This window comes from Blautia sp. Marseille-P3087, from assembly GCF_900120195.1.
In the GTDB taxonomy this organism is placed as follows: Bacteria; Bacillota; Clostridia; order Lachnospirales; family Lachnospiraceae; genus Blautia_A.
Genome location: NZ_LT635539.1, coordinates 2,828,826 through 2,842,925, shown reverse-complemented (window position 1 = coordinate 2,842,925; position 14,100 = coordinate 2,828,826). Strand labels below are relative to the sequence as shown.

12 protein-coding genes are annotated in these 14,100 nt (G+C 45.0%); 1 reads left to right on the top strand and 11 read right to left on the bottom strand.

The window, feature by feature from the left end:
- Nucleotides 1-4: 4 nt before the first annotated feature.
- The 5 genes from hemW to gpr all read right to left on the bottom strand — a co-directional run bounded on the left by hemW (nucleotide 5) and on the right by gpr (nucleotide 5,793).
- Entirely contained in the window at nucleotides 5-1,150 is a 1,146-nt protein-coding gene (hemW, locus tag BQ7344_RS13590; protein ID WP_442855824.1) for a radical SAM family heme chaperone HemW, read from the bottom strand.
- Complete coding sequence (locus tag BQ7344_RS13585) at nucleotides 1,134-1,538, bottom strand: hypothetical protein (protein WP_072522968.1); 405 nt, start codon at nucleotides 1,536-1,538, stop codon at nucleotides 1,134-1,136. Before BQ7344_RS13585 ends, hemW begins: the two co-directional genes overlap by 17 nt.
- A gap of 65 nt (nucleotides 1,539-1,603) precedes the next feature.
- On the bottom strand, nucleotides 1,604-3,412 hold the full coding sequence (lepA, locus tag BQ7344_RS13580) for a translation elongation factor 4 (RefSeq protein ID WP_072522967.1): 1,809 nt from the start codon (nucleotides 3,410-3,412) through the stop codon (nucleotides 1,604-1,606).
- 208 nt (nucleotides 3,413-3,620) lie between these two features.
- Nucleotides 3,621-4,733, bottom strand: a complete 1,113-nt coding sequence (locus BQ7344_RS13575; protein WP_235816122.1) for a stage II sporulation protein P — start codon at nucleotides 4,731-4,733, stop codon at nucleotides 3,621-3,623.
- A 127-nt stretch (nucleotides 4,734-4,860) separates the two neighbouring features.
- Nucleotides 4,861-5,793: a GPR endopeptidase gene (gene gpr / locus BQ7344_RS13570; protein ID WP_330392872.1), complete on the bottom strand. Its 933-nt coding sequence runs from the start codon at nucleotides 5,791-5,793 to the stop codon at nucleotides 4,861-4,863.
- Between the two features lie 169 nt (nucleotides 5,794-5,962).
- Between gpr and rpsT the strand changes: the two genes are divergently transcribed.
- Nucleotides 5,963-6,226, top strand: coding sequence for a 30S ribosomal protein S20 (gene rpsT, locus BQ7344_RS16595; protein WP_118039094.1), 264 nt, complete (start codon nucleotides 5,963-5,965; stop codon nucleotides 6,224-6,226).
- Nucleotides 6,227-6,369: 143 nt separating this feature from the next.
- Here rpsT and nadA read toward each other — a convergent pair whose 3' ends face one another.
- From nadA to BQ7344_RS13535, 6 genes are all read right to left on the bottom strand, one after another.
- Nucleotides 6,370-7,287: a quinolinate synthase NadA gene (gene nadA / locus BQ7344_RS13560; RefSeq protein WP_072522966.1), complete on the bottom strand. Its 918-nt coding sequence runs from the start codon at nucleotides 7,285-7,287 to the stop codon at nucleotides 6,370-6,372.
- Nucleotides 7,284-7,835, bottom strand: coding sequence for a transcription repressor NadR (locus tag BQ7344_RS13555; protein WP_072522965.1), 552 nt, complete (start codon nucleotides 7,833-7,835; stop codon nucleotides 7,284-7,286). Before BQ7344_RS13555 ends, nadA begins: the two co-directional genes overlap by 4 nt.
- A 12-nt stretch (nucleotides 7,836-7,847) precedes the next feature.
- Entirely contained in the window at nucleotides 7,848-8,699 is an 852-nt protein-coding gene (nadC, locus tag BQ7344_RS13550) for a carboxylating nicotinate-nucleotide diphosphorylase (protein ID WP_072522964.1), read from the bottom strand.
- On the bottom strand, nucleotides 8,692-9,981 hold the full coding sequence (locus BQ7344_RS13545) for an L-aspartate oxidase (protein ID WP_072522963.1): 1,290 nt from the start codon (nucleotides 9,979-9,981) through the stop codon (nucleotides 8,692-8,694). Before BQ7344_RS13545 ends, nadC begins: the two co-directional genes overlap by 8 nt.
- Nucleotides 9,982-10,813: 832 nt before the next feature.
- Nucleotides 10,814-11,794, bottom strand: a complete 981-nt coding sequence (gene holA, locus BQ7344_RS13540; protein WP_072522962.1) for a DNA polymerase III subunit delta — start codon at nucleotides 11,792-11,794, stop codon at nucleotides 10,814-10,816.
- Nucleotides 11,795-11,860: 66 nt separating this feature from the next.
- Nucleotides 11,861-14,065, bottom strand: coding sequence for a DNA internalization-related competence protein ComEC/Rec2 (locus BQ7344_RS13535; protein WP_072522961.1), 2,205 nt, complete (start codon nucleotides 14,063-14,065; stop codon nucleotides 11,861-11,863).
- Nucleotides 14,066-14,100 lie beyond the last annotated feature (35 nt).

Below are 14,100 nucleotides of genomic sequence, written 5' to 3'. Positions count from 1 at the left end.
TCTGTCACTCATCCAGCAGAAAATCTGCCAGAATATGGTTACTCACGTGTATTCCCTTACGTGTGAGACACCATTTTGTCTCTATATGCTCCATAAATCCTATTGCTTCATATTTTTGCAGGATATCTCCATAAATATCCATAATACGGACGCCAAATGTCTCTTTAAACAGTTTTTCAGAAATACCTTCTGTCATTCGCAGTCCGAGAAACATAAATTCCTCAATCTGTTCGTTGCGGGACAAGACCGTCACTTCTTTACGGATCTGCTCCAGTTTTCCACTGTCTGTCAGGTATTCCTGCATCCGCCTTGTATTAGAAAATCGCAATTCCCTGTACAGAGATGAAGCACCCAGACCGAATCCCAGATATTCCCGGCGCTGCCAGTATCCTGCATTATGCCGGCACATATATCCCGGCTTCGCATAATTGGAAATCTCATATTGCTGATATCCGTATGTCCCAAGAATCTCTGCCGTATCCTCATACATCTGGTACTCTGTGTCTTCATCCGGAAGATCAAGCTCTCTCTGCGCAAACGGAGTTCCCTCTTCAATAATGAGACTGTATGCCGAAATGTGTTCGGGATTTAACTCTGCCACCTGGCGCAGATGCTGCTGCCACGCCTCCCCGGTCTGTCCCGGAATGGCAAACATCAGATCTATATTAATATTGGAAAATCCGGCTTCTCTCGCCCACTGATAACTCTGCAAAAACTCCTCATAGCTGTGAATCCTGCCCAGCATCTTTAATTCCTCTGCATCTGTCGACTGCAGCCCAAGACTCAGACGGTTAATTCCGGCATTACGGTAAGTCATCAGTTTCTCTGAATCCACTGTCCCCGGATTGGCTTCAATCGTTACTTCCGCATCCTCACAGAAGAAAAATTTCTCCTGTAAAGTCCTCATAACAGAAGCAATCGCCTCTGCTTTCAGTGCAGAAGGAGTTCCTCCTCCGATAAAAACAGAAACGATCTCATAGTCTTCTGTATGCTCTGCTGCATGGATTTCCTGCAATAAAGCTTCTATATATCTCTCCTTCGTCTCCTCATCCGATGGTCCGGAAAGGAAATCACAGTACTGACATTTACGGACACAGAACGGAATATGAACGTACAGCTCTAATGGTCTGCGCCTAATATTCTTCACCATCATCCTCCTGATCTTCGGAGTCATATGAATCTTCGGAATTATCATACTCATCTGAACTGTCAGATTCACTCATATCCTCAGAATCATCCGTACTGTTTGAATTATCTGCATTACCGGAACCTGCAGTACTGTCCGTTACTGTCACCGCACCCGGATTTTCTGCCGCATAGATATTCACCATCGTAACATCACCGTTCATTGTTACTGCTGCGGAATCGACTGTCTCCGGTTCAGGTGTCGGGGACGGTGTCGGTGTAATGCTGATCTTAAGGACCTGCTCCGATGCCGGATCTGTCTTTTTCTTCTTTCCACAGCCACATCCGACAAGAGCCAGACAGCAAGCCAGTATGCATACCATCATAATCGATTTAAAGAATCTGCTTTTCATAGTCCTCTCCCCTTTCTTCGGGAACAAAGATTATTTGTAACTGTTCAGTGTCCTCACAGTTACGATTATTTATCATCCAGTTTTAATACGCTCATAAAGGCTTTCTGCGGAATCTCCACATTACCTACCTGCCGCATTCGTTTCTTACCTTCCTTCTGTTTCTCCAGAAGTTTCTTTTTACGGGAAATATCACCACCATAGCACTTCGCAAGTACATCCTTACGCATGGCACGTACTGTCTCTCTGGCAATGATCTTGCTTCCAATGGCAGCCTGGATCGGGATCTCAAAAAGCTGTCTCGGAATCTCTTCCTTAAGCTTCTCACACATCTTGCGTCCACGCTCATAAGCAGTATCTGCATGCACGATGAAAGAAAGCGCATCGACTTCTTCTTTATTGACAAGGATGTCTAGCTTCACAAGCTCACTGCGCTCATAGCCACACAGCTCATAATCAAGAGAAGCATATCCTCTGGATCTGGATTTCAGCGCATCAAAGAAGTCGTAAATAATCTCATTCAGCGGAAGTTTATATTTCAGAAGCGCACGTGTTTCTTCCATATATTCCATACCTTCATACTGTCCACGGCGTTCCTGACAGAGATCCATGATCGCACCGATAAATTCTGTCGTCACCATGATCTCGGCATTTACCATCGGCTCTTCCATATATTCAATTTCAGACGGATCCGGAAGATTCGACGGGTTCGTCAGCTCGATCACTTCACCATTTGTCTTGTAGACTTTATAAACAACGCCCGGCGCAGTCGTCACAAGGTCAAGATTGTATTCTCTCTCAAGACGTTCCTGAATGATTTCAAGATGAAGCAGCCCAAGGAAACCACAGCGGAAACCAAATCCAAGAGCAATAGATGTCTCAGGCTCAAAAAACAGTGATGCATCATTGAGCTGAAGCTTCTCCAGCGCATCACGGAGATCGCCATACTTCGCACCATCTGCCGGATACAGACCACAGTATACCATCGGCTGTACTTTCTTATAGCCCGGAAGTGCCTCAGCACATGGTCTCTCATTATCAGTAACGGTATCACCCACACGGGTATCACCAAGATTTTTAATGCTTGCTGTAATATATCCAACCATACCGGCAGTCAGCTCATCACACGGAATAAACTGTCCTGCGCCAAAATATCCTACTTCAACAACCTCTGTCGTAAATCCGGTTGCCATCATACGGATCTGTGTGCCTTTCTTCACGCGTCCGTCCATAATACGGCAGAATACAATAACGCCCTTATAAGCATCATAAATTGAGTCAAAGATCAACGCCTTCAGCGGTGCATCTACATCCCCGTGAGGTGCCGGGATCTTCGTCACAATCTGCTCAAGCACTTCACCGATATTCAGTCCGGTCTTCGCAGAAATACGTGGAGCATCCTCTGCCTCAAGTCCGATCACATCTTCGATCTCACTGACAACACGATCAGGATCCGCGCTTGGCAGGTCAATCTTATTGATGACCGGAAGGACATCCAGATCATGATCCAGCGCAAGATATACATTCGCAAGTGTCTGCGCCTCGATACCCTGTGCCGCATCTACAACCAGTACTGCGCCGTCGCAGGCAGCAAGACTTCTCGACACCTCGTAATTAAAATCGACATGTCCGGGAGTATCTATCAGATTGAAAATGTATTCTTCTCCGTCACTGGCCTTATATACGATTCGTACGGCCTGTGACTTGATCGTGATTCCACGTTCTCTCTCAAGTTCCATATTATCAAGAACCTGAGACTGCATCTCACGCTCGGTCAATGTACCCGTCTGCTCGATAATACGGTCTGCCAGTGTGGATTTGCCGTGGTCTATATGTGCAATAATGCAGAAATTGCGGATTTTACTCTGATCTATCATTCTGCGGTGTTCCTCCTTATGTATCTGACTGTCATTTCAAATAAGTTCTTTCTTATATAATCTTTCTATAATAAAGATTTGTATCATGGGGCATTATAGCATAGAAATTTACCTTTAGTCCAGTTCTTCCGCCACTTCTGTCTCTATATGCTTTCATTATACAAACATACGTTCTTGTTTGCAAGCCTTTCTTTTTTAAATTTCATTTTTATTTTCCCTGCAGCACCCGATCCAGAATATCTGCAAACGGTTCCATTGCATTTTTTACCTCCTGTACAGTATTTGTCTGCGCCCCCGCTTCCAGAAGCAGTGCCCTCGGACGCAGATGCAGATTATACCGAAGTCCCGCAAGATAAATCCCCCTGTAAAGTTCCGGATAATAAAGCGCCGCCTGATATTCCAGCTGAAATGAAAATGCCAGATTGTCCTGAATATAAGGATTTGGAAGATATGAAAGATCTCCGCTGTTTATCGTGTGGCTGAGTCCATTATAAAAAAGCAACTGTGCCGTCTCTTTTCCGTTGATCTCCGTCACCAGACGACGATCATCCGGTACACCGTCCCGATGCAGATCAATAACTACCTGTATGGATGGATTTTCTTTCAGAACAGGCTCCAGCCATGCTCTTGCATAATCATATGCTTTGCTTCGATCCAGCTCCCCTCCTGCAAGATCAAACTTCTCCGTCACATGCATCACCTGATAGCCATATGTTTCTGTAAGAAGTTCTGTAAGATAATCTCCCACTCCGACGATCGTGTCTTCCTCTTTCCCTTCCCTTGAATCGCAGAAAGTCTCCTGCGAATGGCTGTGATAAATAAGTATCTGTGGTAGCCCCGCCTCTTTTGGCAAAGTAAGATCTTCTGCCAGAAATTGTGCTGCATTGATCTGTTCTGCCGTTGTTTCTGTAGCGGAATCCACAATAAAAAAATGATTCATCAGATAATCGTAATCTGCCAGCGTTTCCGGTGCCAGATCGATTTCCGGCACCGGGACGACCTGCGCTGCTGCTGTAGCAGTCTCCTCTTCCGCAGGAGCTTCTGTCCTGACCGTCTGAACATTATCCTTCTCTGATTTCGGAGTTTCTGTCACCTTCGATCTTTCTTCATGTTTAGCAAAATCCGTAATTTGAGGCTTCTCCGTAATTTCCGGTGTCACTCTCGCATCTTTATTTTCTTCACGCACCATTTTTCCAAGATACCGTGTGTTGCTCTCCACCAGCTTTTCATACGTCTCCTGATCCCGTCTCTGCTGATCTTCCACTGCCTGTCCTTCCAGAAAACAGTACAGAGGTAACTGCCGGAACACATTTTTCTGCAATACAAAGACTCCTGGCACAAGCGCCAGAATCGCAAATATACAACATTCCAAAACAAGATAAAGTACCTGCCGGACCTTTGACACAGGATCACCCCTTTCAGATAATCCTATGATATTTTTTTGCGGATTATACTTGACTGAACGCAATGTTCAGACCTTCAGATATCATAAAACTCAGATATTTTATAGTTTCATCCACATCTTTCGGTGTAACAAACATGCTGTACAGATTAGGCGCAATCATTTCGTCTAAAAACTCTTTCTGTTCTGTTTCCTCCAGTGCATCCAGAAGATGTGCCATCGAGTCATGAACGATCGTTGCTGCATCTACCACTGTCGGCACGCCAATACCGATTACTTTCACCTGCAGATTTTCCTCAGTCAGACCATTTCGATGGTTTCCAACGCCCGAGCCCGGATGGATTCCCGTGTCCGTAATCTGAATCGTACGGCTTAGCCTGCGCACACTTCGTGCCGCAAGCGCATCGATTGCAACCACAACATCTGGTTTTGTCTCAGAAACAATTCCCTGCACGATCTCCGCAGTCTCCATTCCGGTCTGAGCCATCACTCCGGGTGCAATTCCACTGATCCGGTGCATCTTCTCATGTTTGATCCCGCGAAGCCCATATTCTTTTATAATATGTCGTGTCATCAGAAGATTATCCACTACCTGAGGTCCCAGTGCATCAGCAGTGATCGCCGCATTGCCCAGCCCAACGACAAGTACTGACTTTTCTTTTTTCAGATCGATCAGTTTTCGCAGGTGAGTCGATATCTCTTCGGATATTTCTCTGTGATAATCCTCATCCGGTGTCGAAAGCTCTGGCGCCTCAATCGTAATATACGTTCCCTGCGGCCGTCCCATGGATTTTGCTCCATTTTCCGTCACAATTTTTACGACCGTCGTCCGCACATCTTTTTCCTCATCGTATTCTTCATGCACTTCCACACCCCGTATTTCCGCATTTTCCTCCGCAAATCGCTCTGTTGTCTCAAGTGCAAGGTCTGTTCTGATTCTTCTGCTCCCCGACATATCTGCATCCTCCTGTTTTTTCATATTTTTGCTTTCTGTAACGTTTATGAGAATTATTTGTAATTTTTACGTGAATTATGTATTGACAATCCCTGCCAAATATACTAATATATATAAGCATGTTTACAGAAGCGCCCGTGTCTGTTTCTGTAACAACGACACAATATCAGAATTTGAAACGGAGGTGTACCAATTGGCTAACATCAAATCTGCTAAGAAGAGAATTTTAGTAAACAGAACTAAAGCTGCTAGAAACAAATCTATCCGTTCTGCTGTTAAAACTTCTATCAAAAAAGTAGAAGCTGCAGTTCAGGAAAACAATAAAGCTGCTGCACAGGCTGCTCTTACAGAGGCTATCTCTACAATCAGCAAAGCAACTTCCAAAGGTGTTTATCACAAAAACAACTGTGCAAGAAAAATTTCCCGTCTTACTAAAGCTGTCAACAGCATTGGCTAATTCAGGAAACACTTATTTTTAATTATAAGCTTATAATTAAAAGGACAGTCACAACCGTCAGTGACTGTCTTTTTTATTTCTATAAATCAGGCGGGCAGATCTCTTTACGAATCTGCCCGCCTTTTTCTTTTGTATTCGTAAAATCAGCCGCCAAGTTCCACCATACGATGAATGCAGCGTCCTGCCCCATCAACAACATTCTGCGGAAGTTCAATCACTTCTCCGCCCGTTCCCTTCAGACAATTATAAATATCCATCAGTGTCGTAATTTTCATATTCATACAGGTAAGCATAACGGAAAGCGGATAAAACTGCTTATCCGGACATGCAAACTGCAGATGTTCAACAATACTGTTTTCTGTACCGATGATAAATTCTTTTGCATCGGATTTTTTTGCATAATCTATAATGCCTGTTGTAGAACCTATATAATCAGCCTGCTCAACTACTTCCTGACGGCATTCCGGATGAACAAGAAGGAGTGCCTTCGGATGTGTTTTTCGAGCTTTTTCGACATCTTTTGCGCTGACAACAATATGTCTCGGACATCCACCTTTATAGAAGACAAAGGTTTTCTCCGGAAGTTTTTCTGCTACAAATCTTCCAAGATTCGGATCCGGAATAAACAGAATCTTATCATTTTCAATCTTACTGCATATTTGAACTGCAGAAGAAGATGTCACACAAACATCACATTCTGTTTTCAGCTCGGAAGTCGTGTTGATATACGCCACAACCGTATGATCCGGATGCTCTGCCTTCAGTTTGCGGAGTCCCTCAAGATCAAGCTGCTCTGCCATCGGGCATCCCGCTGAAGGATTTGCAAGCCATACTTTTTTCTCCGGGCTCAATACTTTACATGTCTCTGCCATGAAGCGCACCCCGCACATAATTATGCCCTTGCATTTACTTTTTGCTCCCTGTACGCTCAGGCCGTAAGAATCCCCCATATAATCTGCAACTTCCAGAATTTCCTGTCCCTGATACGCATGTGCCAGGATACAGACATCCTGCTCTTTTTTCATTCGCAGAATCTCCTGCTGAATTTCCTGTATTGTCATAATTTTATATTTCCTTTCTCTGTATGCTGCTCCCACGGCTGAAGTGGTGCAAGAAATCCTGCTTTCTCCAACTGATCCCGGATCAGATCCAGCCTTTCCTCACTTGATGCTTCAATCAGATGATAATGATATCCTGATGTTGCACTGCTGAGCACCGTAGAACGGCTGTTTTGCAGTGCCTGAATAAATTCACTGACATCCTGTCTTGACCGGATATCCATCTCCGCACTGACACGCCCGTAAACCCTGTGACTGATGCTGATATTTTTTACATGTCCACCGCAATCCACTATCAGATTCAGCTCCTGTGATGCTTTGTCCTGACTGTGACGTACTTTGAATTCACGGGTACAGCTGCTGTCCTGCTGCATGACATAGCCTTTTGTTGTGGAAAGGATTCCCGGTGTGGATGCACGGATCACCGCCAGATCCTGTACAATCACCTGACGGCTGACCCCAAAACGTCCTGCCAGTTCTCTTGCCGCAATCGGAACTTCCGTCTGTTTCAGGATCTTTAATATTTCTCCGCGTCGTTCTCCTGCATTCATAGAATTTTCTCCTTATACCGCATGAAGGTTTTTCATGGAAATGTCAAGAATCGGGGCAGAATGCGTCAGTGCGCCGCTGGAAACAAAATCAACGCCGATCTCACGGATCTTCTGGATATTTTCTTTTGTGATGTTACCAGAGCATTCTGTCTGTGCTCTTCCGTCAATCAGTTCGACTGCCTGTTTCATAACCTCCGGTGTCATATTATCCAGCATGATAATATCTGCACCTGCTTCAACTGCTTCTTTTACCTGATCAAGCGTCTCTACTTCTATCTCAATCTTACGTACAAATGGGGCATATGCTTTTGCCATCCTGACTGCTTTTGCAACACTGCCCGCAGCTCCGATATGGTTGTCTTTCAGCAGGACACCATCAGACAGGTTGTATCTGTGGTTATGTCCGCCCCCGACTCTTACTGCATATTTTTCAAATACACGGCAGTTTGGTGTTGTTTTTCTTGTATCAAGAAGTGTCACATTACTTCCTTCAAGAAGCTTTGCCACCTGTCTGGTGTAGGTTGCAATTCCGCTCATTCTCTGCAGATAGTTCAGGGCAACGCGCTCTCCTGAAAGAAGTACACGGATATCTCCTGTTACAGTCGCCATCAGCTCACCTTTTTTTACTTCATCGCCGTCCTTGCAATGAAGCTCAATTTCTGTCTTTTCATCAAGGATCTTAAATACTCTCGCGTAGATTTCCAGTCCGGCAACCACACCGTCTTCTTTTGCAATCAGGTCAACGGTTCCCCGTGTGGCAGTCGGCATTACTGCATTTGTAGAAACATCCTCGCTTGTGATATCTTCCTGTAATGCCATACGGATCAGCTGGTCCGCCTGCATTTTCATTGTAATTTCATTCATGACTCATTTTCATCCTTTCGATTTCCTTTAATACCATTTTGTGATAACCATCCAGTACCGCTTCTTTGTCTTCATATGGTTTCACATCTACAGAAGCAGTTCTGCACGGCTCATGCTTCTTTCCAAAAATTATATCATCTGCCGCTCTTCTTGCAAAGACAAGAGATTCCAGCAGAGAATTACTTGCCAGTCTGTTTTTGCCATGAACGCCATTGCAGCTCGTCTCGCCACAGGCATACAGGCCTTTCATGGAAGTGCGGCTTCCCAGATCTACTTTGATTCCGCCCATAAAATAGTGCTGTGCCGGAACGACCGGAATCGGCTCTTTGCGCGGGTCAAATCCTTCTTCAAGGCATCTGTGGAGAATATTCGGAAAATGTTTCATAATCGTTTCTTCGCCCATCGGACGCATATCTTCCCAGACAAATTCTGTGTCATCTTTTTCCATCTGACTGAAGATCTTTTCACTCAGAAGATCTCGCGGCTGCAGTTCGTTGGTAAAACGCTGTCCGTTCCTGTCATAAAGAAGAGCTCCTTCTCCACGGACAGATTCAGAAATCAGAAATCTTCTGCCCGATTTGTGAGAATAAAGTGTTGTTGGATGAATCTGTACGTAATCAAGATGTTCGAGAACAATCTGATGTTTCATCGCAATTCCGAGACCGTCTCCGGCAATATGCGGGAAGTTCGTAGAATTCTTGTAAAGACCGCCAAGTCCACCGCATGCCAGCACAACGTTGGACGCATGTACCAGGTAAACCTCATTCTGCTCATCCATGATGACCACACCGCCGCAGATGTTGTCGTCAGCGATCAGATCGACCATCGTCATGTATTCGCAGATTTCGATATTATCTCGGGTGCGCGCCTGTTCAAGCAGTGTCTGTGTGATCTGTTTGCCTGTAATATCTTCATAAAAAAGGATTCTCGGCTGGGAATGTGCACCTTCTCTTGTAAAATCAAGTTCTCCGTCCGGAGTTCTCGCAAATGTAACATTGCGCTGAAGGAGATCACGGATGATGCTGTTGGAGCTGCGGATCATAAGATCAACTGCTTTTTTGTCATTTTCGTAATGTCCTGCACGCATGGTATCTTCAAAGTAATCGTCATAGTCGTCTTCTCCGCGCAGCATGCAGATACCGCCCTGTGCAAGGAAGGAATCAGACTGATCCGCCTCCTGTTTTGTGATCATCAGGATGTTTGTACGCTCCGGGAGGTTCAAAGCACAGTAAAGGCCCGCTGCTCCTGTTCCTACGATAATGACGTCGTAATTTTCTTTCATTTTTGTGTCCTCGTACCGGTGATGCCGGATTTTCTTTTGGGTTTGGATTGTGTTTTCTGTTTTGTGATTATACTCCCCGACATGTTAGGTGTCAAGACACCTGTGTATATTATTGTAAAGGTGAAAGAAATTTATATAAGACAACTGCAACCAGGAAAAATTTGGTAACAGGGCTAAATGGATCCGAATGGGAAAACGGCTTCGAGACTGAGAAACACTATGAACTTCTTCGACTGCTAAACTCATTCGAAAAAATCACAAACTCGCCTTCGGCTCAAGCAGTGCGATTTTTTCTCATAATGCAGTCTCAGAAATTCTAAGGGTTTCTACAGTCTCTGCAGAGGTTGCCCATTCGGATCCATTAACCCTGTTCTACACTTTTCCAATTCTGCACATCCTATTCTTTTGAACTTTCGCTACACCTTTCCAATATATGACACAATCCTTCCCTCGTAGGGCGGCGCTGACGCGACTCCTGCTGTTTGCGGCTTTCCCGCCGCCCGGTTCGGTTCCGGTCAACCGGCCATCCACCGCCCCCGCGAGATAAATAAAGTGAAACAGGTGAGACTATTTCTGTCCTGAAAGCACAAAAACCTCGACAGCTATCCCATTCCGCGAGCCTTTGCAGATATCTGTAGTTGTACTTGGTTCTGAAATGTCTGCGTTATTCAGAAATGCCAGCTCTGTCTGAGCGTCAGCGAGTTTGCTGGCATTCCTGAATGGGTTTAGCAGACAGATCATGACCTAGTACAACCAGATATCGAAACTGCTCGCAGATGGGATAGCTGTCAGAGGTTTTGTTCCTTCCACCAGACTTTTCTCACCTGTTTATTTATTTCATACTATATTTTACTATCAACAATTCCACACTCAATACATCCTGCAGTCTTCCTGTCTTCACGGCCTCCTCTGCATCTATAAAATCCTCCTCCGCTTTTTCAAGCTCCTCAATCTTATATGCCCTCGCGCACGTCAGCAGATTCCTTACCGCGAACGACGGCACACCCAGCCTTGTGGCGATCTCGTTCTGAGAAGCTCCCTCCACAGACATTTTCTTCGCAAGGCACATCTGCCTGAACTGCTTCGAAAGCAGAAACAGAATCCTCATCGGCGGTTCACGGAGTGTCAGAAGATCATTGTACAGATCCAGCGCTTTACGCTGATTTTTCTCCGTAACAGCACGTACCATATCAAAAATTTTGTTTTCTGTCCGTGTCGTACAGATTTCTTCGATGTCTTCCGCCGTGACAACATCTTTTCCCATCGTGTATGTGATCAGCTTTTCCAGTTCCATCCGGATATTCCCCATATCCGTACCTGTCTTTGTCAGGAACAGTTCCATATCCCCCGGACGGATTTTCCTGCCTTCCTTCGCAAGAATCCCCGCTGCCCAGCGCATCAGCGTTTTCTCATCCTGCTTCGCAAACTCCACGATCCTGCCACAGCTTTTGACTGCTTTATACATCCGGTTTCGCCTGTCGACTTCTTCCTCTACAAAAATGATACGCAGATAATCAGGAATCTCCTTCATATAATCCGCCAGCTCATCACATTTATTTTTAAAAAATCCTGAGTTTTCTACCAGAACTATTCGGTGTTCCGCAAAAAAAGGCATCGTCTCACAGAGGTCGATCATCTCTCTTACCTCGATTCCTTTTCCTTCATATTTACTGAAATTCATGGTATCATCGTCAGGATTTAACGCATGTATCAGTTTTTCTTTATATTGTATCTTGAGATACGCTTCTTCACCAAACAAAAGGTATACATTTTTAAAATTGCCTGTCTTGATATCTTCCTGTAAATTCTTCAATGCTGACAAGTCCTCCTGAAAATCACCCTATCTGTCTCTTTAGTATAGACGATTTTTTCTTTTTTCTCAATCTGTAAATCTCTCCATCCAGATTCTTTCCCCGTCTGTGCGTACAGTAATTGCTCCGCTCTTCATCGTATATTCCACCTGTGCACCGCCGTCTTCCAGCCTTTTTATTGTGTCTGCCGACGGATGACCATATGTATTCTTTGCCGAACAGGAAATCACCGCGATTTCAGGTCTTACAACATCCAGGAATTTCTGACAGGTCGAATATTTTGATCCATGGTGTGCCACCTTCAGAAAATCCACATCTTCCATCGAATTCAGCAGTTTTTCCTCAGTCTCTGCCCCGATATCTCCGGTAAAAAGCCCTCGAAATTTTCCAAAATGTACTTCCATGACCATGCCGTCCTCGTTGGTATCACTGCCATCCGCCCCGTTCTCTGGTGCCAGAATTTCTATTTGAACCTCCTTTGTTTTAAGCAGTTTTCCCTCCCGTCCGGTTTGTATCTGAATTCCGCTCTGCCTGGCCAGCATTTTCAGCCTCTCATATTCTTCTCCCGTCGTATTCCAGTCCGGCAGGATTAGATTTTTCACATGTACTGTCGTAAGATTCTGTGCGCATAGTTCCAGAATTTCCTCGATTCCACTGATATGGTCTTTATCTGTATGCGAAACAAAAATCCCGTCCAGAGTGGCAATCCCCTGATTTTTCAGATACGGAAGTATCTGATAGACCGCTGTATTTTTCTTATTGCTGCTGCCGCCATCAATCAGAAAGTTCTCCCCTCCGGGCATTTTAAGGACACAACAGTCCCCCTGCCCAATGTCCAGGCAGGCGATCATAAGTCCCTCACGGGGATGATATCCAAGAAAAACGACCGCAAGTATCACTAAAATAACGGACGCCGCGCTCCGCATAGCCTTTTCCCTTGCTGTCTTCTTCCTCCACTTTAGTCCTGCAAAAATCACAGCCAACATCACATAATACGCCACACACTGCCACAACTTCGGGCTTCCTGCAATCCAGGTGCTGTGCGGAATCCATCCCACCACTTCACATAATTTTTCGTAAAAAAACAGCACACATTTTCCCGGAAATACTACCTTTTTCGCAATTTCAATAACAAATATCCCCACCGGCAATGCAAAAATACCACTTGCCAGCACGAGTCCCGATGTCGGCAGAACAAGCAGATTCAGAACCACACCGGCAAGTGACACTTCTCCGTACGCGCGCAATACAATCGGAAGTGTTATCAACCACACGATTACCGAACCAGCAAGACTTTTTTCTGTTCTTTTTTCCAGATTAAGAATGGAACAGATTTCCGGTGTCACAGCTCCTATTCCGATCACTGCTCCAAATGACATCAAAAAGCTCACACTGTACAGATATGCCGGAGCATCCAGTAAAAGTACAATTGCCGAAAGCGCCATTGCGCTTAGAAGATCATAGCTTCTCCCGGCAATTCCGGCGCCCACCAGTACCAGAAACATTCCGACTGCACGCATCGCAGACACGCTTCCTCCGGTCATCATCCCGTAAGCATAGATCAGAAATGCTGAGGCTGCACCTGCCACACCGTTTCCGGCTCCTGCCTTTTTCAGTAATCGAAAAAATCCCATTCCGACAAAACTGATATGCAGTCCTGAAATCGCAAGTATATGCATGATTCCTGCCATCTGGTACTGCATTTTTGTTTCTGCATCGAGATTTCCTCTCTCGCCGAGTATCATTGCCTGAAAGATTCCCGCATATGCCCCGCCAGCTTCGTCCAGTATGCTTTCCGCTTTCTGGCGAATTTCCTGCAAAAGCTGTCCAAAGTATGAATATGCAGCACTTTTTCCACAGATTTCCCCGTTTTTCATCTGGTAATAAATTTTCTGACAGGCGTAATACTGTTTTGAATCAAACTCTCCTGGATTTCCAGGGCCCGGAATTTCTTCTAATTTTCCGCAGACCCGCAAAACCATCCCTATTCGGAGCTGTTCTTCTTTATTTAAATAAACTTTTATATTTTCAATGGGAATTTGTTCTGACCCGACAGTCAGAAAGACTTGTTTCAGATAGACAGAAAGAGAATTCTCTGTTGCCTGACAGCTCTGTACCTCGCCGTTTACAGTAAGTTTCAAGTGTTCCGAAATATACTTCTGTACAGACGCCGGCAGCGGATTCCCACTTATCATGGAAATCCCCGCCAGATCCGTCACATAGAGACAAAGCATCAGAAGCAGACACACCAGACACACCGGGCGTCTTTTCATTGTCTTTCCTTTCTGTATGACTCTGCTTGTTTATA

Excerpts from the sequence above, each read along its gene's own strand:
- hemW (WP_442855824.1), bottom strand. The coding sequence starts at position 1,150 with ATGGTGAAGAATATTAGGCGCAGACCATTAGAGCTGTACGTTCATATT.
- BQ7344_RS13585 (WP_072522968.1), bottom strand. The coding sequence starts at position 1,538 with ATGAAAAGCAGATTCTTTAAATCGATTATGATGGTATGCATACTGGCT.
- lepA (WP_072522967.1), bottom strand. The coding sequence starts at position 3,412 with ATGATAGATCAGAGTAAAATCCGCAATTTCTGCATTATTGCACATATA.
- gpr (WP_330392872.1), bottom strand. The coding sequence starts at position 5,793 with ATGAAAAAACAGGAGGATGCAGATATGTCGGGGAGCAGAAGAATCAGA.
- nadA (WP_072522966.1), bottom strand. The coding sequence starts at position 7,287 with ATGACAATACAGGAAATTCAGCAGGAGATTCTGCGAATGAAAAAAGAG.
- BQ7344_RS13555 (WP_072522965.1), bottom strand. The coding sequence starts at position 7,835 with ATGAATGCAGGAGAACGACGCGGAGAAATATTAAAGATCCTGAAACAG.
- nadC (WP_072522964.1), bottom strand. The coding sequence starts at position 8,699 with ATGAATGAAATTACAATGAAAATGCAGGCGGACCAGCTGATCCGTATG.
- BQ7344_RS13545 (WP_072522963.1), bottom strand. The coding sequence starts at position 9,981 with ATGAAAGAAAATTACGACGTCATTATCGTAGGAACAGGAGCAGCGGGC.
- BQ7344_RS13535 (WP_072522961.1), bottom strand. The coding sequence starts at position 14,065 with ATGAAAAGACGCCCGGTGTGTCTGGTGTGTCTGCTTCTGATGCTTTGT.